Source organism: Streptomyces sp. NPDC018026 (genome assembly GCF_044327745.1).
Lineage (GTDB): Bacteria > Actinomycetota > Actinomycetes > Streptomycetales > Streptomycetaceae > Streptomyces > Streptomyces rubrogriseus.
Window position 1 is genome coordinate 996869 of the sequence record NZ_JBIRFY010000001.1, and the last position, 21820, is coordinate 1018688.

General features: G+C 72.7%; 16 protein-coding genes and 1 pseudogene. 3 read left to right on the forward strand and 14 right to left on the reverse strand.

All coding sequences use genetic code 11. The features are described 5' to 3' along the window. Window positions 1–22 precede the first annotated feature (22 nt). Complete coding sequence (locus tag ACH4D3_RS04060) at window positions 23–1198, forward strand: lysylphosphatidylglycerol synthase transmembrane domain-containing protein (protein WP_398316639.1); 1176 nt, start codon at window positions 23–25, stop codon at window positions 1196–1198. Here the strand turns inward: ACH4D3_RS04060 and ACH4D3_RS04065 are convergent. After that, a pseudogene (locus tag ACH4D3_RS04065) lies at window positions 1087–1812 on the reverse strand (creatininase family protein); the annotation flags it as partial. The gene ACH4D3_RS04060 and the pseudogene ACH4D3_RS04065 sit on opposite strands and share 112 nt — an antisense overlap. A gap of 35 nt (window positions 1813–1847) precedes the next feature. Here ACH4D3_RS04065 and ribA point away from each other — a divergent pair. After that, entirely contained in the window at window positions 1848–2510 is a 663-nt protein-coding gene (gene ribA / locus ACH4D3_RS04070; RefSeq protein WP_398316062.1) for a GTP cyclohydrolase II, read from the forward strand. Between the two features lie 30 nt (window positions 2511–2540). Here the strand turns inward: ribA and ACH4D3_RS04075 are convergent, their stop codons facing one another. From ACH4D3_RS04075 to tkt, 8 genes are all read right to left on the reverse strand, one after another. Beyond that, complete coding sequence (locus ACH4D3_RS04075) at window positions 2541–3770, reverse strand: serine hydrolase domain-containing protein (RefSeq protein ID WP_398316064.1); 1230 nt, start codon at window positions 3768–3770, stop codon at window positions 2541–2543. 90 nt (window positions 3771–3860) lie between these two features. Beyond that, entirely contained in the window at window positions 3861–5351 is a 1491-nt protein-coding gene (locus tag ACH4D3_RS04080; protein WP_398316065.1) for a membrane-associated oxidoreductase, read from the reverse strand. Between the two features lie 135 nt (window positions 5352–5486). Continuing rightward, a complete protein-coding gene (gene gnd, locus ACH4D3_RS04085) occupies window positions 5487–6368 on the reverse strand; it encodes a phosphogluconate dehydrogenase (NAD(+)-dependent, decarboxylating) (RefSeq protein ID WP_398316067.1) in 882 nt (293 codons plus the stop codon). A gap of 1 nt (window position 6369) precedes the next feature. Next, on the reverse strand, window positions 6370–8022 hold the full coding sequence (pgi, locus tag ACH4D3_RS04090) for a glucose-6-phosphate isomerase (RefSeq protein WP_398316069.1): 1653 nt from the start codon (window positions 8020–8022) through the stop codon (window positions 6370–6372). Continuing rightward, window positions 8015–8950 carry a glucose-6-phosphate dehydrogenase assembly protein OpcA gene (opcA, locus tag ACH4D3_RS04095; RefSeq protein WP_398316071.1) on the reverse strand — a complete coding sequence of 312 codons (936 nt, stop codon included), beginning with the start codon at window positions 8948–8950 and terminating at the stop codon, window positions 8015–8017. The genes pgi and opcA overlap by 8 nt, the downstream gene beginning before the upstream one ends. Further along, window positions 8947–10725, reverse strand: coding sequence for a glucose-6-phosphate dehydrogenase (zwf, locus tag ACH4D3_RS04100; RefSeq protein ID WP_398316073.1), 1779 nt, complete (start codon window positions 10723–10725; stop codon window positions 8947–8949). The genes opcA and zwf overlap by 4 nt, the downstream gene beginning before the upstream one ends. Continuing rightward, window positions 10722–11867 carry a transaldolase gene (gene tal / locus ACH4D3_RS04105; RefSeq protein WP_398316074.1) on the reverse strand — a complete coding sequence of 382 codons (1146 nt, stop codon included), beginning with the start codon at window positions 11865–11867 and terminating at the stop codon, window positions 10722–10724. The genes zwf and tal overlap by 4 nt, the downstream gene beginning before the upstream one ends. A gap of 25 nt (window positions 11868–11892) precedes the next feature. After that, window positions 11893–13989, reverse strand: a complete 2097-nt coding sequence (gene tkt, locus ACH4D3_RS04110) for a transketolase (RefSeq protein WP_398316075.1) — start codon at window positions 13987–13989, stop codon at window positions 11893–11895. 157 nt (window positions 13990–14146) lie between these two features. Here tkt and ACH4D3_RS04115 point away from each other — a divergent pair, with 157 nt between their 5' ends. Next, a complete protein-coding gene (locus ACH4D3_RS04115; protein WP_398316076.1) occupies window positions 14147–15052 on the forward strand; it encodes an AraC family transcriptional regulator in 906 nt (301 codons plus the stop codon). 79 nt (window positions 15053–15131) lie between these two features. Here ACH4D3_RS04115 and ACH4D3_RS04120 read toward each other — a convergent pair whose 3' ends face one another. The 5 genes from ACH4D3_RS04120 to ACH4D3_RS04140 form a co-directional block, all read right to left on the reverse strand. Further along, window positions 15132–16532 carry a glycoside hydrolase family 16 protein gene (locus ACH4D3_RS04120; RefSeq protein ID WP_398316077.1) on the reverse strand — a complete coding sequence of 467 codons (1401 nt, stop codon included), beginning with the start codon at window positions 16530–16532 and terminating at the stop codon, window positions 15132–15134. Between the two features lie 303 nt (window positions 16533–16835). Next, window positions 16836–18953, reverse strand: a complete 2118-nt coding sequence (locus tag ACH4D3_RS04125; protein ID WP_398316078.1) for an MMPL family transporter — start codon at window positions 18951–18953, stop codon at window positions 16836–16838. Between the two features lie 147 nt (window positions 18954–19100). Further along, the gene (locus tag ACH4D3_RS04130; RefSeq protein WP_398316079.1) at window positions 19101–19769 is read right to left on the reverse strand and encodes a response regulator; all 669 of its coding nucleotides are present in this window, start codon (window positions 19767–19769) and stop codon (window positions 19101–19103) included. Beyond that, window positions 19766–20998, reverse strand: coding sequence for a sensor histidine kinase (locus ACH4D3_RS04135; RefSeq protein ID WP_398316080.1), 1233 nt, complete (start codon window positions 20996–20998; stop codon window positions 19766–19768). Before ACH4D3_RS04135 ends, ACH4D3_RS04130 begins: the two co-directional genes overlap by 4 nt. 31 nt (window positions 20999–21029) lie before the next feature. Continuing rightward, the gene (locus tag ACH4D3_RS04140) at window positions 21030–21815 is read right to left on the reverse strand and encodes an IclR family transcriptional regulator (RefSeq protein WP_398316082.1); all 786 of its coding nucleotides are present in this window, start codon (window positions 21813–21815) and stop codon (window positions 21030–21032) included. Window positions 21816–21820 lie beyond the last annotated feature (5 nt).

The following is a 21820-nucleotide window of genomic DNA, read 5'->3' on the forward strand; positions in this document are numbered from 1 at the left end:
CGTACCGGCGCGGGAACTGCCGATGCCCGCACGCCCGTACGCCGCCACCGGCGTCCCGGCTCCCCGCCGCCGCGCCCTGCGCGCCCACCTCGGCACGATCGTCGGCACCGCCGTCCTCGCCGTGCTCCTGTGGCGGCTGGGGACCGGCGCCTTCCTGGACGGGCTGCGCCGGATCGACGGGCCCACCGTTCTGGCGGCTCTCGGGATCGGACTGGTCACCACGGTGTTCAGTGCCTGGCGTTGGGCCCTGGTCGCCCGGGGGCTGCGCATCCGGCTGCCGCTCGCGGCGGCCGTCGCCGACTACTACCGCGCCCTGTTCCTCAACGCGGCCCTGCCCGGCGGCGTCCTCGGCGACGTGCACCGCGCGGTGCGGCACGGGCGGAGCACCGGGGACCTGGGGCGGGGCGTGCGCGCCGTCGTCCTCGAACGGGTCGCGGGGCAGCTCGCGTTGATCGGGGTCGGGGCCGGGGTACTGCTCACGATGCCGTCCCCGGTGCTCGCCGAGGTACGGCACCTCGCACCCGTCGTGGCCCTGGCCCTGGCCGGCGCGCTCGCCGTCCTCCTCGCCCTGCGCATGAACCGGGCCCCCGCACGCCGGGGCCGGGCCGTGCGGACGGCGCTCGGTGAGGCACGGGACGCGCTGCTGTCCCGGCGGAACCTGCCGGGCATCGCCCTCTCGTCCGGCGTCGTGCTCGCCGGACACCTCACGATGTTCGTGCTCGCCGCCCGGGTCGCCGGCAGCGCGGCCTCGGTCGCCGCGCTCACGCCGCTGGCCGTGCTGGCGCTGCTCGCCATGGGGCTGCCGCTGAACGTGGGCGGCTGGGGACCCCGGGAGGGCGTCACCGCGTGGGCGTTCGGCGCGGCAGGGCTCGGCGCGGGCACCGGGCTGGGCGTGGCGGTGGTGTACGGCGTGCTCAGCCTCGTGGCGAGCCTGCCCGGCGTCGTCGTCCTCGTCGGACGCCGGTACGCCGTGCGCTACACCCGCTCGCCGTCGGAGCCGTCGGAGCCGCCGGAATCGCCGGAGCCGTCGGAGTCGGCGGTGCGGCCGGAGCCGTCGGACGTGGCCGGTGTCCCCGCCGTCCCGGGCGTCAGCAGTGCGAAATATTCCCCGAAGGAATCCGCCAGGCTTGCCAGCAGTTCCTTCCCCTTTTCCGCCGAGCCCAGTGAAGGCCGCCCGATGACACCGGAATCGGTGTAGGCGGACATACCGAGGGAGAGCAGATGACGCCGGTCGTCCGCGACGAAATCGGCGGCCTCGTAACCGGGCCTGACCAATTCGGGATGCTTGTGCAGAAGAATGGAGGTCTCGATTTCCCCCGCGTGCATGTCGGTGAGCAGCGAGGTGACCACCCCGGCCCGCCGGCGCGCCGTCTCCCAGTCCTCCGCGGCCGGGAACAGCGCCATCCGCCCACCGCGTGCCGAGGACTCCTGAACGACGTTGCCCAGCACGTAGTTGCCGCCGTGCCCGTTGACCACGACCAGGGCCTCGACACCCGAGCGGCGCAGGGAGTCGGCTATGTCGCGCACCACCGCGTGCAGGGTCACGGCGGAGATGCTGACGGTCCCCGGCCAGTCCGCGTGCTCGTGCGAGCAGCCGATCGTCACCGGCGGCAGCAGATGCACCGGATACGCGTCGGCCACCGCCCGGGCGACGGCGCAGGCGACGAGGGTGTCGGTCGCCAGCGGCAGGTGCGGGCCGTGCTGCTCGAAACTCCCGACCGGCAGCACCGCGACCCCGGAGCCACGTTCGCGCACATCGTCGCTCGTGTCCGCCGGCACCAGTGAAGCATCCATTCCCGCACGGCCTTTCATCTCGGTTGAGCAAACTGTTGAGGAACGCGATAATCATGACAGAAAAAATCGGTGTACTCGGCAAGAAGACAGCACAGCGCACGGACGTGGAGCGGATCGTGGTGACGCCGCTTCCCACCGTGTACGGGAAATTCCGGGCGTTCGGCTATTTCGACCACGAACGCGGTGACGAGCAAGTGGCCCTCGTGTACGGCGACCTCGGCGCCGAAGGCGTGCTCACCCGGCTCCACTCGGAGTGCCTGACCGGCGACGCCTTCGGCTCCCAGCACTGCGAGTGCGGCGCCCAACTCGCCTCCGCGCTGCGGCAGGTGGCCGACGCGGGCAGTGGCGTCGTGGTCTACCTGCGCGGGCACGAGGGGCGCGGCATCGGCCTGCTGGCCAAGCTGCGCGCGATGGCGTTGCAGGCGGAGGGCCTGGACACGGTGGAGGCGAACCTCGCCCTCGGCCTTCCCGTGGACGCCCGGGACTACGGCGTCGCGGCCCGGATCCTGGACGACCTCGGGGTGCGGTCGGTGCGGCTGATGTCCAACAACCCGCGCAAGCGCGAGGCGTTGGTGCGGCACGGCATCCAGGTCGCCGAGCAGGTGCCGCTGCTGATCCCGCCGTGCGCGTCGAACATCACCTACCTGCGCACCAAGCGGGAGCGGCTCGACCACCACCTGCCGCACCTGGACGCGATGGCGCCCGTCTCGTCCTGACCGCGGGGAAACCGGTTCCGCCGGGCCGGATCAGTCCGTGAGGGCCTCGTGCACGAGCCGCTTCAGGTCCGGGTAGACCGTGTGCGAGGACCTCGGCCGCACCTGGGTCATGAACTGCACCGTCAGATCACGGCCCGGGTCGACCCAGAAGGTGGTCGTCGCCACTCCGCTCCAGCCGTAGGTGCCGAGCCCGGAGGGCGACCGCGTGCGGCCCGGGTCGGTCACCACGGAGACACCGAGGCCGAAGCCGACGCCGTCGTTGCCGGGTTCGTCGTGCGCCGGGCGGCTGCCGAAGGACCGCAGGTCGGCGCCGCCCGGGAGGTGGTTGCGGGTCATCAGGTCCACCGTCGCCGGGGCGAGCAGCCGTAGCCCGTCGAGTTCGCCGCGACGCCGCAGCAGTTCCGCGAACCGGTGCACGTCGTAGGCGGACGAGGCCAGGCCGCCGCTGCCCGACAGGAACCGCGGCCGGCCCCGCAGCGGCAGCCCGGGGACCGGCACGATGCCGCCGTCCTCCGTCTCGCCGTACAGCTCGGCCAGGCGGCCCGCCTGGGCGTCGGTGACGTGGAATCCGGTGTCCGCCATACCCAGCGGTCCGAAGATCCGCTCGGCGCAGAACACGTCGAGGGGCTGCCCGGACACCACTTCCACCAGCCGCCCCAGTACGTTGCTGGCCACCGAGTAGTTCCACTCGGTGCCCGGTTCGAACTGCAGGGGCAGGCTCGCGTACAGGTCGACCGTCTCGGCCAGGTCGGCACCCGGCCGCACCGAGGACTCCACACCGGCCGCCCGGTACAGCGCGTCCACGGGGTGGGAACGGTAGAAGCCGAACGTCAGCCCCGCGGTGTGGGTCATCAGGTGCCGGACCCGCACCGGACCGGCGGCGGGGCGGGTGACGACGTCCGCCCCGGTCCCCCCGACGTACACCCGCGGTTCGGCGAAGGCCGGCAGGTACCGGTCGACGGGATCGTCCAGCGCCAGCCGGCCCTCCTCCACCAGGGTCAGCACCGCGACGGACGTGACGGGCTTGGTCATGGAGTAGATCCGCCACAGCGTGTCGGCCGTCACCGGGAGTCCGGCCGCGACGTCCCGCAGTCCGTGCACGGTCAGATGGGCGACGCGGCCGCCGCGCGCGACCGCCACCAGGAACCCGGGCAGCCGGCCCTCGTCGACCTGCCGGGCGAAGTGCAGGTCGAGCCGGGCCAGCGCTGCGGGGTCCAGCCCGGCCGCACCCGGGTCGACCTCCTGGCGCAGGGGTGGCATCGAGATCGCTCTCCTTGATCGTTCGTTCGGGACGCGTCCGGCATACCCCGTACCCGCCTGCTCGGAACCCCTGGCCGCGCACGGAGATCCTCACTGGCGGCTGACGGTGCGGGTCAGGCCGGTGATCACCGTCGTGGCCAGGATCCAGCCGGTGACGATCAGGACGTAGGAGAGCGTCTGGTACCCGCCCTCGGGCGAGAACGCGTTCTCCTGGCCGAAGGAGATCACCGGCAGCAGCAGGTCCAGCGTGTAGAAGACCGGGTCGAAGCCGGGGGCCTCCTGCGGCTTGAGCGGCGGCGGGTGGTGCAGCCCGTAGACGACCGAGCCGACCGCGAGCAGCGAGAGCAGCCAGCCGCCCGCGCGCAGCGGACGGAAGCCGTATCCGACCGCGATGTCCTGGAGGTGCCCCCACAGACGGCCGTACCAGGGCAGGGTGCGCCGGCGCCGCCGCTGCTTGGCGAGCTGTACGAGGCGGGCCGCGTCGTCGTCACCGATGCGCCGGTAGGAGGCGGTCAACTGCTCGTAGGTGAAAGGGAGATAGCTGTCCCCCTTCTCCAGCATCGGCAGCCGGCGCTGGGCGGGCTCGTGCGGGACGAGCGACGTGTACGTGAGGTCGTTGAGCTGGACCCAGGCCGGCACCACCTCCGGCTGGAGGAACAGCACGTCCACCTGGGCGCGGCGCAGATTGAGCGCTCCCTGCACCGCCGGGCCCTCCCGCAGCCAGAGTTCGCCGATCGCGCAGCTGCTGGCGCGCAGTGCGGTGTTCCCGGGGTTGGCCAGCCGGGCGTGCGACAGGTCCAGCCGGCCGGGTATCCGGGCACCGCGCAGCTCCAGCCGGCCCCGGACGTCCGCGCGCCGCATCAGCACGTCGGCCTCGGCGGCCAGCGTCTCGGCCTGGACGGCGGTGCCGCCCGGCCGGTCCAGCACCGCGTCGTTCAGGTTGACCGTGCCGGCCACCCGGGCGCCGGTGAGCCGGACCTCGCCGCCCGCGCGGAGCCCCGGCGCCCACAGGTCGGCGCCCAGCACCGCCTGGTTCAGCTGGAGCACCGGCCACTCGCCGTCCGGCGTCCCGGTGTTCTGCGTCTCGATGCGGGTGCTCTCCAGATACAGGCTGCCGGTGACCTCCGCCCCCGCGAGCCGCACCGTACCGCTGAACCGGGCCCGGGTCAGCCGCAGTACGCCCTCCACCCGGACCGCGTGCGAGATCAGCCCGGGCAGCACGGACTCGCTCAGGTTCAGCTCGCGCAGCCGGGCGCCGTAGAACCTCGGTGCCTCGTCGAAGTGGCAGTGCCGCAGCCGCACGGGGTGGTCGACCGTCGCGTACTGCAGGTCCAGCTGCCCGGTGACGCGGGCGCCGGTCAGGCTGAGCGCCGCGACCCGGCCGTCCTCCCGGGGGCCGTCCAGGAGGAGGGCCCGCAGCACGCTCGCGCGCACGGTCCGCTCGGGTCCCCAGGTGCCGCCGTGGGCGGGGTCGTCGGAGTCCGCGGCGGAGGAGCCCGCGGCCCGGAAGTCCACGTCGGTGCCCGAGGCGAACGCCCGCCAAAGACGCGACTCGGCCGGTGTCAGGTCGTTGATCTCCATCAGGGAGGGACTCTGACCCGAACCGGCCGATCACGTCAACGCGCTTTCCGGACCGCCCACTTCCCGGACCGCCCAGTTCCAGGACCGCGCTCACTTCCCGGACCGCCCACTTCCCGGGCGGCTGTTCCCGGGCGGCTACTTCTTGGCCGACTCCACGGCGTGCCCGCCGAACTGGTTGCGCAGCGCGGCGACCATCTTCATCTGCGGCGAGTCCTCCTGGCGGGACGCGAACCGGGCGAAGAGGGAGGCCGTGATCGCGGGCAGCGGCACGGCGTTGTCGATCGCCGCCTCCACCGTCCAGCGGCCCTCGCCGGAGTCGTCGGCGTAGCCGCGCAGCTTCTCCAGGTGGTGGTCGTCGTCGAGGGCGTTGACGGCCAGGTCCAGGAGCCAGGACCGGATGACGGTGCCCTCCTGCCAGGAGCGGAAGACCTCGCGGACGTTGTCCACGGAGTCGACCTTCTCCAGCAGCTCCCAGCCCTCGGCGTAGGCCTGCATCATGGCGTACTCGATGCCGTTGTGGACCATCTTGGAGAAGTGCCCGGCGCCGACCTTGCCCGCGTGGACGTAGCCGTAGGGGCCGTCCGGCTTGAGGGCGTCGAAGACCGGCTTGAGGTCGTCGACGGTCTCCTTGTCGCCGCCGACCATCAGGGCGTAGCCGTTCTCCAGCCCCCACACGCCGCCCGACACCCCGGCGTCCACGAAGTTGATGCCGCGCTTGCCGAGGTCCTCGGCGTGCCGCTCGTCGTCCGTCCAGCGGGAGTTGCCGCCGTCGATGACGGTGTCACCGGGCTTGAGCAGCGTCGCCAGCTGGTCGATGACGTGCTGGGTGGCGCCGCCGGCCGGGACCATCACCCAGACCGCGCGCGGCCGCTCCAGCCGGTCCACCAGCTCGACCAGGCTGTCGACGTCGGCCCGGTCGGGATTGGTGTCGTATCCGACGACGGTGTGGCCGGCGTTGCGCAGCCGCTCGCGCATGTTGCCGCCCATCTTGCCGAGACCAACGAGACCGATCTCCATGTCAGTGCACTTCCTTCAGTTCACGGTAGGCGGCCACCAGCGCGGCCGTGGAGGGATCGAGGCCGGGCACGTCCGCGCCCTCGGTGAGGGCGGGTTCGACGCGCTTGGCGAGCACCTTGCCGAGTTCGACGCCCCACTGGTCGAAGGAGTCGATGTTCCAGACCGCGCCCTGGACGAAGACCTTGTGCTCGTACAGGGCGATGAGCTGGCCGAGGACGGAGGGGGTCAGTTCGGCGGCCAGGACGGTGGTGGTGGGGTGGTTGCCGCGGAAGGTCTTGTGCGGGACCAGTTCCTCGGGCACTCCCTCGGCGCGTACCTCGTCCGGGGTCTTGCCGAAGGCGAGGGCCTGGGTCTGGGCGAAGAAGTTGGCCATCAGCAGGTCGTGCTGCGCCTTGAGTTCGTCGCTCAGCTCGCCCACGGGCCGGGCGAAGCCGATGAAGTCCGCCGGGATCAGCTTGGTGCCCTGGTGGATCAGCTGGTAGTAGGCGTGCTGCCCGTTGGTGCCCGGCGTGCCCCACACCACCGGCCCGGTCTGCCACTGAACCGGGTTCCCGTCCCGGTCGACGGACTTGCCGTTGGACTCCATGTCGAGCTGCTGGAGGTACGCGGTGAACTTCGACAGGTAGTGCGAGTACGGCAGCACCGCGTGCGACTGCGCGCCCAGGAAGTCGCCGTACCAGACGCCCAGCAGGCCGAGGAGCAGCGGCGCGTTGGCCGGGGCCTCGGCGTTGCGGAAGTGCTCGTCGACGATGCGGAAGCCGTCGAGCATCTCGCGGAAGCGGTCCGGGCCGATGGCGATCATCAGGGAGAGGCCGATGGCCGAGTCGAAGGAGTAGCGGCCGCCGACCCAGTCCCAGAACTCGAACATGTTGGCCGTGTCGATGCCGAAGCCGGAGACCTTCTCGGCGTTCGTCGACAGGGCCACGAAGTGCTTCGCGACCGCCTTCTCGTCACCCCCGAGGCCGTTCAGCAGCCAGGAGCGGGCCGAGGTGGCGTTGGTGATCGTCTCGATGGTGGTGAAGGTCTTGGAGGCGATGATGAACAGCGTCTCGGCCGGGTCCAGGTCCCGGACCGCCTCGTGCAGGTCGGCGCCGTCCACGTTGGACACGAAGCGGACCGTGAGGGAGCGGTCGGTGAAGGCCCGCAGCGCCTCGTAGGCCATCGCCGGACCGAGGTCGGAGCCGCCGATGCCGATGTTGACGACGTTCTTGATGCGCTTGCCGGTGTGGCCGGTCCACTCGCCGGAGCGGACCCGGTCGGCGAAGCCGGCCATCTTGTCGAGTACGGCGTGCACCTTGGGGACGACGTTCTCGCCGTCGACCTCGATCACCGCGTCCCTGGGGGCGCGCAGCGCGGTGTGCAGCACCGCCCGGTCCTCGGTGATGTTGATGCGCTCACCGCGGAACATCGCGTCGCGCAGCCCGGCCACGCCGGTCGCGGCGGCCAGCTCCTGGAGCAGGGCCAGCGTCTCGTCGGTGACGAGGTTCTTCGAGTAGTCGATGCGCAGGTCGCCCACGCGCACGACGTACCGCTCCGCCCGCCCGGGGTCCCGGTCGAACAGCTCGCGCAGGTCCTGGTGGGGCAGCGTGCCCTTGGCGTGGTCCGCGAGCGCGGTCCACTCGGGCCGCTGGTTGAGCTTCGGGTTGTCAGACATGGACGGGGGTCTCCTTGCCGGCCTCGCCGCGCAGGGCGACGGCGTACATCTCGTCGGCGTCGAGGCGCCTGAGCTCCTCGGCGATGAGTTCGGAGGTGGGGCGCACCTTCAGGGCAACCGAGCGCGGGGGCTGACCGGGCAGGGTCATCGTGGCGAGCGGGCCCTCCGGCCGGTCGACGACGATCTCGCCGTTCGCCGTGCCCAGGCGGACGGCCGTGACGACCGGCCCGTCGGTGATCACGCGGTCCACGCGGACGCCGAGGCGGGCCTCCAGCCAGCGGGCCAGCAGCTCGGCGGCCGGGTTGTCCGCCTCGGCCTCCACGACCGCGGAGGTCACCGGCACCCGGGCCTGGTCCAGGGCGGCGGCGAGCATCGAGCGCCACAGCGTCAGCCGGGTCCAGGCCAGGTCGGTGTCGCCGGGGGCGTAGGCGCGGACCCGGCGCTCCAGGACCTCCATCGGCCGCTCGACCGTGTAGAGGTCGGTGATCCGGCGCTGGGCCAGCGCGCCCAGCGGGTCCTGCGCGGGGTTGTCCGGCGCCTCCACCGGCCACCACACGACGACCGGCGCGTCCGGCAGCAGCAGCGGCAGCACCACCGAGTCGGCGTGCTCGGACACCTCGCCGTACATGCGCAGCACGACGGTCTCGCCGGTCCCGGCCTCGGAGCCGACCCGGACCTCGGCGTCGAGGTGCGAGCGGGTGCGGTCGCGCAGGTTGCGCGGGTGGCGCTTGATGACGACCAGGGTGCGCGAGGGGTGCTCGTGCGAGGCCTCCTCGGCGGCCTTGATCGCGTCGTAGGCGTTCTCCTCGTCCGTGACGATGACCAGCGTGAGCACCATGCCCACGGCCGGGGTGCCGATGGCCCGGCGGCCCTGCACCAGCGCCTTGTTGATCTTGCTTGCCGTGGTGTCGGTCAGGTCGATCCTCATGGCCTGCGCCAGCTCCGTCCGTCTCGTGCGAGCATCTCGTCCGCTTCCCGCGGTCCCCAGCCGCCCGACGCGTACTGCGCCGGCTTGTCGTGCGAGGCCCAGTACTCCTCGATCGGGTCGAGGATCCGCCAGGACTCTTCCACCTCCTGGTGGCGCGGGAACAGGTTGGCGTCACCCAGAAGGACGTCCAGGATCAGCCGTTCGTACGCCTCCGGGCTGGACTCGGTGAAGGACTCGCCGTACGCGAAGTCCATCGACACGTCCCGGATCTCCATCGACGTGCCCGGCACCTTGGAGCCGAACCGCACCGTCATGCCCTCGTCGGGCTGGACGCGGATGACGATGGCGTTCTCGCCCAGCTCCTCGGTGGCGGTCGAGTCGAAGGGGGAGTGCGGGGCGCGCTGGAAGACGACCGCGATCTCGGTGACGCGGCGGCCCAGGCGCTTGCCGGTGCGCAGGTAGAAGGGCACCCCGGCCCAGCGGCGGTTGTCGACGCCCAGCTTGATCGCCGCGTAGGTGTCGGTGGTGGAGGCCGGGTCGATGCCGTCCTCCTCCAGGTAGCCGGGCACCTGCGCGCCGCCCTGCCAGCCGCCCGCGTACTGCCCGCGCACCGTGTGCTCGCCCAGGTCGTCCGGCAGCCGCACGGCCCGCAGCACCTTCAGCTTCTCGGTGAGCAGCGACCGCGCGTCGAAGGCGGCCGGCTCCTCCATGGCGGTCAGCGCCATCAGCTGGAGCAGGTGGTTCTGGATGACGTCGCGGGCGGCGCCGATGCCGTCGTAGTAGCCTGCCCGGCCGCCGATGCCGATGTCCTCGGCCATCGTGATCTGCACGTGGTCCACGTAGGACCGGTTCCAGATCGGCTCGTACATCTGGTTGGCGAAGCGCAGCGCCAGGATGTTCTGGACCGTCTCCTTGCCCAGGTAGTGGTCGATGCGGAAGACCTGCTCCGGGTCGAAGACCTCGTGCACCAGCGCGTTCAGGTCGCGGGCGCTGTCCAGGTCGTGGCCGAACGGCTTCTCGATGACCGCACGGCGCCAGGAACCCTCCGGCGCGTCGGTCAGCCCGTGCTTCTTGAGCTGCTGGACGACCTTCGGGAAGAACTTCGGCGGCACGGAGAGGTAGAAGGCGTAGTTGCCGCTGGTGCCGCGGGACGCGTCCAGCTCCTGGACGGCCTTGCGCAGCTGTTCGAACGCGTGGTCGTCGTCGAAGTCGCCGGGGATGAAGCGCATGCCCTCGGAGAGCTGCTGCCAGACCTCCTCGCGGAACGGTGTGCGCGCGTGCTCCCTGACCGCGTCGTGCACGACCTCGGCGAAGTCCTGGTCCTCCCAGTCCCGGCGGGCGAAGCCGACCAGCGAGAAGCCGGGCGGCAGCAGGCCGCGGTTGGCCAGGTCGTACACGGCGGGCATCAGCTTCTTGCGGGACAGGTCACCGGTGACGCCGAAGATGACCAGCCCGGACGGGCCCGCGATGCGGGGGAGACGGCGGTCCTGGGGATCGCGCAGCGGGTTGCTCCAGTCGAGCGGTGCCACCGGCTCCACGGCCCGCCCGGCCGCACCCTTGCCCTTCGGTGCCTTGGCGGCGCGGGCCGTCCCGGTCTTCTTCGCGCTCCGGGAGGAACCGGAAGCGCCTGCGGCCTTCGCCGTCTCGGCGACGCGGGCCTGTCCGGCCTCCTCGGCGAGCGGCGGTCCGGCCGCCTCCTGCGCCGTCCGGGCCTCCTTGGCCTCCTTCGTCGCCTTGGTCTCCCGGACCGTCGTAGCGGGAAGTTCCTCGCTCATTCCCCGTCAACTCCCTTGCTGTCGAGGGACTTCGTCACGGCGGCGAGCAGGTCCTGCCAGGCCGCCTCGAACTTCGCCACGCCCTCGTGCTCCAACTGCTCCACCACCTCGTCGTACGACACGCCGAGCCGCTCCACGGCCGCGAGGTCGGCCCGCGCCTGGGCGTACCCGCCGGTGACCGTGTCGCCCCGTACGTCGCCGTGATCGGCGGCGGCGTCCAGGGTGGCCTCCGGCATCGTGTTCACGGTGCCGGGGGCGACCAGCTCCTCCACGTACAGGGTGTCCCGGAATGCCGGGTCCTTCACACCGGTGGACGCCCACAGGGGGCGCTGCGGGTTGGCGCGGGCCCCCGCGAGGGCGGTGAAGCGGTCACCCGCGAAGACGTTCTCGTACGCCTCGTAGGCCAGTCGCGTGTTGGCCAGTGCCGCCCGCCCGCGCAGGCCGAGCGCCTCGTCGGTGCCCAGCAGCGACAGGCGCTTGTCGATCTCGCTGTCGACGCGGGAGACGAAGAAGGACGCGACCGAGTGGATGCCGGCCAGGTCGATCCCGGCCGCCTGCGCCTTCTCCAGGCCGGCGAGGTAGGCGTCCATCACCTCGCGGTAGCGCTCCAGGGAGAAGATCAGCGTGACGTTCACGCTGATACCCGCGCCGATGACCTCGGTGATGGCCGGGAGACCGGCCTTCGTCGCCGGGATCTTGATCATCACGTTGGGGCGGTCGACCAGCCAGGCCAGCTGACGCGCCTCGGCGACGGTGGCCCGGGTGTCGTGGGCGAGCCGGGGGTCGACCTCGATGGAGACCCGGCCGTCGCGCCCGCCGGTGGCGTCGTACACCCCGCGCAGCACGTCGGCGGCGGAGCGGACGTCGGCGGTGGTCATCATGCGGACCGCCTCGTCGACGGTGACGCCCCGGGTCGCCAGGTCGGCGAGCTGCTCCTCATAGCCTTCGCCGGAGCCTATGGCGGCCTGGAAGATCGACGGGTTGGTGGTGACGCCGACGACGTTCTTCGTCCTGATCAGCTCGGCGAGGTTGCCGGACTCGATCCGCCGCCGCGACAGGTCGTCGAGCCAGACGGACACGCCCTGGTCGGCCAGGCGCTGCAGTGCTCCCGCGGTGGCGGTTGCTTCGGTCACAGTGATCATCTTCTCTCTCGCAGTGGTGATCGGCTCAGCCGCGGGCGGCGGCCAGGGATTCCCGGGCGGCGGCGGCCACGTGCCCGGCGGTGAAGCCGAACTCGGTGAACAGGGTCTTCGCGTCGGCGGAGGCGCCGAAGTGCTCCAGGGAGACGATGCGGCCCGCGTCCCCGACGAACCGGTGCCAGGTGAGGCCGATCCCGGCCTCCACGGCCACCCGGGCCCGCACGGACGGCGGCAGCACGCTCTCGCGGTAGGCGCGCGGCTGCTCCTCGAACCACTCCACGGACGGCATCGACACCACGCGCGTGGCGGTGCCCTCGGCCTCCAGCGCCTCCCGCGCGGCCATCGCGAGCTGCACCTCGGAGCCGGTGGCGATCAGGATCACGTCCGGGGCGCCGGTGGACGCGTCGGCGAGGACGTACCCGCCGCGCGCCGCGTCCGGGTTCGGCGCGTAGACCGGCACGCCCTGGCGGGTGAGGGCCAGACCGTGCGGCGCCGGGTGGGTGGAGTGGCGGCGCAGGATCTCGGCCCACACGGTCGCGGTCTCGTTGGCGTCGGCGGGGCGGACGACGTTGAGGCCGGGGATCGCGCGCAGCGAGGCCAGGTGTTCGACCGGCTGGTGGGTGGGGCCGTCCTCGCCGAGGCCGATCGAGTCGTGCGTCCACACGTACGTCACCGGCAGCTGCATCAGCGCGGACATGCGCACCGCGTTGCGCATGTAGTCGGAGAAGACCAGGAAGGTGCCGCCGTAGATCCGCGTGTTGCCGTGCAGGGCGATGCCGTTCATCTCCGCGGCCATCGAGAACTCGCGGATGCCGAAGTGCACGGTGCGGCCGTACGGGTCGGCGCCGGGCAGCGGGTTGCCCTCGGGCAGGAAGGAGCCGGCCTTGTCGATCGTCGTGTTGTTCGAGCCGGCCAGGTCGGCCGAGCCGCCCCACAGTTCGGGCAGCACCGGGCCGAGCGCCTGGAGGACCTTGCCGGAGGCGGCCCGGGTGGCGACCGCCTTGCCGGTCTCGAACACCGGCAGGGCGTCCTCCCAGCCCTCGGGCAGCCGGCCGGCGACCACCCGGTCGAAGAGCGCCGCGCGCTCGGGGGCGGCGTCGCGCCAGGCGGCGATCCGCTTGTCCCAGGCCGCGTGCGCCTCGGCCCCCCGGTCCAGGGCCCCGCGGGTGTGGGCGAGGACCTCGCCGGCTACCTCGAAGGACTGCTCCGGGTCGAAGCCGAGGACGCGCTTGGTGGCGGCGACCTCGTCCGCGCCGAGGGCGGAGCCGTGGGAGGCCTCGGTGTTCTGGGCGTTCGGGGCGGGCCAGGCGATGACCGTGCGCATCGCGATGATGGACGGGCGACCGGTCTCGGCCTTCGCCGCCGTCAGCGCCGAGTGCAGCGCGCGCACGTCCACGTCGCCGCTCTCGGCGGGCTCGACGCGCTGCGTGTGCCAGCCGTACGCCTCGTAGCGCTTCAGCACGTCCTCGGAGAACGCGGTCACGGTGTCGCCCTCGATCGAGATGTGGTTGTCGTCGTAGAGGAAGACCAGATTGCCCAGCTTTTGGTGACCGGCGAGCGACGACGCCTCGGCGGAGACGCCCTCCTGGAGGTCGCCGTCGCTGACGATCGCCCAGATGGTGTGGTCGAAGGGCGACTCGCCCTCGGGAGCCCCGGGGTCGAACAGGCCGCGCTCGTAGCGGGCCGCCATCGCCATGCCCACCGCGTTGGCCACACCCTGGCCCAGCGGCCCCGTGGTGGTCTCCACGCCGGCCGTGTGCCCGTACTCGGGATGGCCCGGCGTCCTGGAGCCGTGCGTGCGGAAGGCCTTGAGGTCGTCCAGCTCCACCTCGTACCCGGCGAGGAAGAGCTGGGTGTAGAGGGTCAGCGAAGTGTGGCCGGGGGAGAGGACGAAGCGGTCACGTCCGGTCCACTCGGGATCGGCGGGATCGTGCCGCATCACCTTCTGAAAGATCGTGTACGCGGCCGGGGCCAGGGCCATCGCCGTACCCGGGTGACCGTTGCCCACCTTCTGCACGGCGTCGGCCGCCAGGATCCTGGCGGTGTCCACGGCACGCCGGTCGAGTTCGGTCCATTCGAAGCGGTCCGCGCCGCCCACCGTCTGCTTGCTCGACTGCGTGCTCATCTTCAAGAAATCCTCTGTCGGAGCGAAGTGGCTGGTCTGACGCGTTCAAACTTAAAAGTCTGACTTTTGGGAGTGAAGGTCGTGGTGTGCCAGCCTGTGGTGAAACTGGGACACGCCCCGGCCGCGGGGCGCACGGGCGGGACGGAACGAGAAGGACATGGCGGACGAAAGAAGCCAAGGCGGCGGCGACGGGATCAGAACGTTCCCCTTCCCGGTCGATCTCAGCCTCCTCGGGGTCGGCATGCAGGTCGGTCCGATGGGCGCCGGCCGCACCTGGCACGCGCAGGCCCCGCTGCACCGCGTCCACCGCATCGACTTCCACATCGTCATGCTTTTCACCGGCGGACCGGTCCGACACATGATCGACTTCGCCGAGTACGAGGCGTCGGCCGGCGACCTGCTGTGGATCCGTCCCGGCCAGGTCCACCGCTTCGCACCGGAGGCCGAGTACCGCGGAACGGTGCTCACCATGCAGCCCGGCTTCCTGCCCCGCGCCACCGTGGAGGCCACCGGCCTCTACCGCTACGACCTGCCGCCCCTGCTCCACCCCGACGAGGCGCGGCTCGCCGGACTGACGGCGGCGCTGGACCAGTTGCGGCGCGAGTACGAGGACGCGACCACCCTCCCGCTGAGCCTGCACACCGCCGTACTGCGCCACACGCTCTCCGCGTTCCTGCTGCGCCTCGCACATCTCGCGGCCGGTTCCGCGAGGGCGGCGCGTCAGGGGCGGGCGGAGGCGCCGGGGGACAGCACCTTCGTCCTCTTCCGGGACGCGGTCGAGCGGGGCTTCGCCACCAACCACAGCGTCAGCGCCTACGCCGACGCGCTCGGTTACTCCCGCCGCACCCTGGTGCGCGCGGTGCGCGCCGCCACCGGTGAGACGCCCAAGGGTTTCATCGACAAGCGCGTCGTCCTGGAGGCCAAGCGGCTGCTCGCCCACACCGAGATGCCGATAGGGCGGGTCGGCGCGGCGGTCGGCTTCCCGGACGCGGCGAACTTCTCCAAGTTCTTCCAGCAGCACACCGACCAGACACCGGCCGCCTTCCGGGCGGAGCTGCGCTGAGCGACGCCGCCGCGGCGCGACGAAGGGGCCCCACGGTGCGTGGAGCCCCTTCGCCCTCCTGCGGGGGGCCGGTTGCCGCTCAGTGGCCGAAGCCGAACCAGTTCACGTTGACGAAGTCGGCGCTCTGGCCGCTGGTGAAGGTCAGGTAGACGTCGTGGGTGCCGGTCACCGACGCGATGTTCGCCGGAATGGTCCGCCACGACTGCCAGCCGCCGGTGTTGCCCACGGCGAAGCTGCCGACCGGCGTGCTGGTACGGCTGTCCAGGCGCACCTCGACCAGACCGCTGACCCCGGCGGCCGCGCCGCCGGCCACCCGGGCCTTGAACTGGGTCGCCGCGCTCGAACCGAACTCGACGCCCTTGTACTGCACCCAGTCGCCGTTCGCGAGGGCGCCGAGGTTGCTGCCGCCGCCCGAGTCCGAGGTGCCCTCGGTCATGGTGCCGGACTGGGCGTCGTACGACTCCGCCTCGATGGCGCCGTACGCGTCGCGGTCACCGCCGGTCGGGGGCGGCGTGGTACCGCTCCCACCGGCCGACAGCACCTGGACGTAGTCCACGAGCATGGAGTGGCCGGGCTGGGTGCCGCCGTCCGGGCCGCCGCCGAAGGCGTCCGGGAAGCCGCCGCCCATCGCGACGTTCAGGATGATGAAGTAGCCGTGCTTGGTGGCGTTCGCCCACGTCGTCGCGTCGACCTGGTTGGCGCGGACGGTGTGGAAGTTGTTGCCGTCGACGTAGAAGCGGATCTCCTCGACGCTCGTCGAGCGATCCCACTCCACCCGGTAGGTGTGGAAGCCCGCCTGGCAGGTGGCGCCGGGACACGGGGTGTTGCCGCCGATGCCGCTGGTCTCGTTGCAGGGGCCGCCGGGCGAGGTGCCGCAGTGCAGCGTGGACCAGACCGTGTTGAGGCCCTGGGTGTTCTCCATGATGTCGATCTCGCCGACACCGGGCCAGTTCCAGTAGTTGCCGCGGTAGGGCGCGCCGAGCATCCAGAACGCCGGCCAGTAGCCCTTGGCGGCGGCCCCGGTGACATTCGGGACCTGGATGCGGGCCTCCACGCGCAACTTGCCGCCGGCCGGGGGCTCGAAGTCGGCGCGTTTGGTCTCGATGCGGCCCGAGGTCCAGTTGCCGGCGCCGTCGCGCCGCGGGGTGATGCGCAGGTTGCCGCCGCCGTCCAGCGAGACGTTGCTCGGGGACGACGTCATCGTCTCGATCTCGCCGGTGCCCCAGTTGGCGGGGCCGCCGGGGTACGAGGTGCCGGTGTCGTACTGCCAGTTCGCGGTGTTCACGCCGGAACCGGCCGCACCGTCGAAGTCGTCGGCGAAGACCTGCGTCCAGCCGGACGGGGGCGGCGGAACGGCCGCGCCCGCCGACGGACCCGTGACGGTCGTCGCCGCCGCGGCCAGGCCGAGCGTGCCGACGACGGCCACCAGCGCCCGGCGCAGCGGCCGGCGTCTGGGCGGGTTGCCGGATGTCTCTCTCATGTGGGGGTCGCCTCTCGAAACGCGGGAGTGGGAAGCGGTACGCCCCGAGCGCGCTCCGCGGGGAGACGTTTGAGAGCGCTCTCAGAGTGCGGCCAATGTGCTCCGGGACGCCGCCGCCGTCAAGAGGTGAAGCCGAGAAAGTCCTTGCGGGCCCGGGGAGTTCAGCCCGTGAACGTCGTGAACGTCACGAAAGTGCCGGGCGGCACGGGCATGCCCCGACCGCGGTTCCTCCCCACCCCCGTCGGGGAGGAACCGCGGACCGGCCGGGCCGCGCGCCCGGCGTCCGGCCGCGCGCCCGGCGTCTCAACGCGCCGCGGGCTGCGGCGGCGCCGGAGCGGCGTCGGGGGCCTCCTCGCGCACCCCGAACCTCTCGTGCGCCCGGCGCAGCGGCTTCGGGGCCCACCAGGCGTGCCGGCCCAGTAGCGCCATGGTGGCCGGCACCAGCAGCATCCGGACGACCGTGGCGTCGATCAGCACCGCCAGGGTCAGCCCGAGCCCGATCTGCAGGATCGGCGAGAAGCCGCCCGTCATGAAGGCACCGAACACCACCGCGAGGAGCAGCGCGGCGCAGGTCACCACCCGGCCGGACCGGCGCAGTCCGGTCACCACGGCCTCCCGGTCGTCGCCGGTCCGCTCCCGGGCCTCGCGCATCCGGGCCAGGATGAACAACTCGTAGTCCATGGCCAGTCCGAAGGCGATGGCGATGATCAGCGGCGGCGCAGTCAGGCTCAGCGCGCCCAGCCCCTCGGCGCCGAGCAGCCCGGCCAGATGACCGTCCTGGAACACCCAGACCACCGCGCCGAGCGCGGCCCCGAGGCTGAGCAGCGTCGTCGCGACGGTGCGCAGCGGCAGCAGCACCGAGCCGGTGAACGCGAACAGCAGCACGAAGATCCCCGCCAGTACGGTCAGCGCCGCCCAGGGCGCCCGGTCGGCGAGCATCTGCCGGAAGTCGACCAGTTGGGCCGCGCTGCCGGTGACCTGGACGGGCGCGTCGCCGCGCAGGTCCCGCACCCGCTCGACCAGTTCGGTGGCCGCCGGACCGTCGGCCGCGCCGCCCGCCGGCAGTTCGAGCACGGTGGTGCCGCCGGACAGGTCACGGACGGTGGTGCCAGGAGCGAGCGCGCGGATCCGGTCGGCCGTCGCGGCGTCGGTGCCGGGCCGCAGCACCACCGTGACCGGTGAGACGCCGGTACCCGGCGGGAAGTGCGCCTCGATCGCGTCGTACAACTGCCGGGCCTCGGTGCTCTTCGGAAGCTGCCGCGCGTCCCCGAGGTTGATGGACATGCCGGTGACGGGCAGTGCCAGTACCAGCAGCGCCGGGACGGCCACCGCCAGGACCGCCACCCGCCGCCGGGCGGCGAAGCGGGCGAGGCGGGCGAAGAGCCGCCCCTCCTCCTCCGGCGGCGCCTTCGCCGGGGGGATCCGGCCGCCGAACCGGGTCAGCAGCGCGGGCAGCAGCGTCAGCGCCGCCAGCATGTCGACGACGACCACCGCGGCCACCGCGAGCCCCATGCTGCGCAGGAACGTGCTCGGGAAGACCAGCAGCCCGGCCAGGCTCACGGCCACCGTCAGCCCGGAGAACAGCACGGTCCGCCCGGCCGCCGCGACCGTGCGGTGCACGGCCTCCACCACGTCCGGGGTGTGCCGCCGCTCCTCGCGGAAGCGGACCAGCATCAGCAGGGCGTAGTCCACGGCGAGGCCGAGCCCCAGCATCGTCGTGACCTGGATCGCGTACACGGAGATGTCGGTGAACTGACTGAAGCCGAACAGCGCCAGGAACGCGCCCGCGATCCCCGCGACCGCCACCAGCAGCGGCAGCCCGGCCGCACGCAGCCCCCCGAACACGACGAGCAGCAGCACCAGCACGACCGGCAGCGAGATCAACTCCGCGTTCTTCACGTCCTCCTGGGCGCGCTCGCCGAGCTGCTGTCCCAGCAGCGGCCCACCGCTGACGTGGACCCCGGACACCTCGCCACCGTCGATCCCGTGCAGCCGGTCGGCCGCGTCGTCCACCGCCGCCTCCTCGGCGTCGTCGCCGAGACCGCCCTCCAGGGTGACGGAGACGACCAGGGCCCGTCCGTCCTCGGCGACCAGCCCGGGCGTGGCGTACGGGTCGGGAACCTCGGCGACGCCCGCGACCTTCCGCAGGTCGGCCACGGCCCGCCGCACCTCGGTCCGCACCGCGGGGTCCGCGACGGCGGCGGCCTCGACCACGCCGGTGATCGAGTCGCCCGCCGGGTCGAGGCCGTCCAGGTGTTCGGCGGCGACCTGCGGCTCGGTGCCCGGGACGTCGGGCACGTCGTCGGAGAGCTTCCCGAAGACGCCCGTGCCGAGGCCGAAGCCGAGCAGCAGGAACAGGCCCCACAGGAACATCACGGTCAAAGGGCGGCGGGTCGCCGCCCGGGCGAGTGTGGACAGCACGGTCCCTCCCGGCGATCGGACTCGACTCTGGTGTCATCGCCACCAGAGTCGGGGCCGCCGGGGGTCCGCCGGATCGCCGGAGAGAGCGGTTTGCCGACTCGCCCGCACGGGGGAGAGCGGTCGCCGCCTCACCCGTCGGGGGGAGCGTCACGGGGAGCCGGGAGCCACCAGACCGGTCTCGTAGGCGCAGATCACCGCCTGCACCCGGTCCCGGAGACCGAGCTTGCCCAGCACGTTGCTGACATGCGTCTTGACGGTGTGCTCGCTCACGAACAGGGTCGTGGCGATCTCGGAGTTGGACAGCCCCCGCGCCAGCAGCCGCAGCGTCTCCACCTCGCGCGCGGTGAGCACCTCCAGGCGCTGCGGGGTGACGTCGGCCGCCGCCTCCTCGCGCCGGCGCCGCACGATGTCCGCGACCAGCCGGCGCGTCACCGCCGGGGCCAGCAGCGAGTCCCCGGCCGCGACCACCCGCACCGCGTGCACCAGGTCGTCCCGGCGCACGTCCTTGAGCAGAAAGCCGCTGGCACCCGCGTACAGCGCCTCGTACACGTACTCGTCCAGGTCGAAGGTGGTCAGCATCACGACCTTGCAGGCGGAGCGCGCGCACACCCGCCGGGCCGCGTCCAGGCCGTCCATGACCGGCATCCGGATGTCCAGGAGCAGGACGTCCGGCGCGTACCGCTCGACCGCGGCGACCGCCTCCGCGCCGTCCCCGGCCTCCGCCACCACCTCGATGTCCGGCTGCGCCTGAAGGATCATGCTGAACCCGCTGCGCACCAGCTCCTGGTCGTCGGCCACGACCACCCGGACGCTCACCCGGGGGCCGTCCGCCGGACGGCCGCGACGGGCAGGCGTACGACGACCCGGAAGCCGCCGTCCGGTCCGCCGCCGGTGACGGCCTCGCCCCCGCAGGCGGCGGCCCGCTCCCGGATGCCGATCAGCCCGTGCCCGCCGCCGCCAGTCCCGTCACCCGTCCCGTCACCCGGGGCCGCCGGGCCCCGCCCGTCGTCCGTCACCGTCAGGGTCACCTCGTCCTCCGTCCAGTCGAGCCCGACCGTCGCGCAGGAAGCGTACGCGTGCTTGACCGTGTTGGTGAGGGCCTCCTGCACGATGCGGTAGGCGGCCACCTCGGTGTCCGGAGGCAGCGCACACGGTTCGCCCGTCGTCCTCAACGCCACCCGCAGCCCCGCCGATTCGCCGACCCCGCGGACCAGCCCCGGCAGCGCGGTCAGGCCCGGCTGGGGCAGCCGCCGCGGCCCCGGCTCGCGCTCCTCCTCCTTCAGCACCCCGAGAATCCGCCGCAGTTGGGTCATCGCGTCCCGCCCGGCCGTCGCGATCGCGTCGAACGCTGCCTCCGCGCGTGCCGGATCACTGCGCACGACGACCGGCCCGGCCTCGGCCTGCACCACCATCAGGCTGACCGCGTGCGCCAGGATGTCGTGCATGTCGCGGGCGATGCGGGCGCGTTCCTGCGCCGTGGCCCGCGCGGTGTCGGCCGCCCGCTCGCGCTCCAGCCGCCGTGCCCGGTCCTCCAGTTCGGCGGTGTAGGCGCGCTGGGTCCGGGTGAGCGAGCCGAGCGCGTACGCGCACCCGATGCTCAGCAGCTGGAAGGCGTACTCGAAGGGCTCGGCGTCCTCCTTGTGGCTGATGGTGGTGGCGACCCCGATCAGCCAGCCCGCCAGCATCACCCGCCGCTGCCAGGGCCGGGCGAGGGCGGCCAGCGTGTAGAGGACGACGAAGCCGCCGTACATCAGGTCGGGCGGCGGCGCGTGGTGCACCGCCTGGGCCGGGGTGGCCACCGACACGGCACAGGCGGTCGCGAACGGCGCCGCACGCCGCCACACCAACGGCACGGCGGTCGCGGCCCCGAGCAGCCAGCCCCGCCAGGACAGCGGATCGTCCCCCTCGTCGGGGAACAGCCACTGCAGCGAGACGGCGAACAGCACCAGCGCGGCGACGGCGGCGTCCACCGCGTACGGGCTGGCCGTACGCAGCCGGGCGAGGACGGGGGCGAGCGGGGAGGACAGCGGGGACCGGGCGGACATGGCGGCTCCTGGGGCACGGGCCGTCCCAGTATCAGGAGGGACGCGGGGGCCCGTCCTCACCGGTGCGAGGGATATTCGGGCGCCAGCCCAGGGCCCGGGAGATGCCGCGGGCCGCCAGCCGGACCGCCGGGACCAGCACCGGCACCTGGGCGTCGGCGTGCGGCACGACGACCGACACGGCCGCGGTCACGGTGCCGTCCGGACCGTGCACCGGGGCGGCCACCGAGAGGGCGTCGTCGGTGATCTGCCGGTCGCTCACCGCCGCTCCGGTGCGCCGCACCTCGGCCAGCACCCGGCGCAGGCGTGCCGGGTCGGTGATCGTGTACGCGGTGAAGGAGGCGAGCGGACCGGTGCGGTAGGACTCCTGGAACTCCGGTTCGCCGTGCGCGAGCAGGGCGAGCCCGACCCCGGTGGCGTGCAGCGGCCAGCGGGCGCCGACGCGGATGTGCACGCCGACCGACGACCTCGCCGCCAGCCACTCGATGTAGACGACCTCGTCGCCGTCCCGCACCGCCAGCTGCACGTTCTCGTGGGTCGCCTCGTACAGGTCCTCCAGGTACGGCCACGCGACCTGCCGCAGCGCGAGACCGCGCGGGGCGAGCGCGGCGACCTCCCACAGCCGCAGGCCCACGTGGTAGACGCCCGCCCCGTCCCGCTCCAGCGCACCCCACCGGGTCAGGGCGCCCACCAGCCGGTGCGCCGTGGTCAGGCTCAGCCCGGCGCGGCGGCTGATGTCCGTCAGGGACAGGGCCGGGTGCGCGTGGTCGAACGCGGCGAGCACGGCGAGCAGCCGGTCGGGGGCGGTGGCGGCGGTCACCGGGC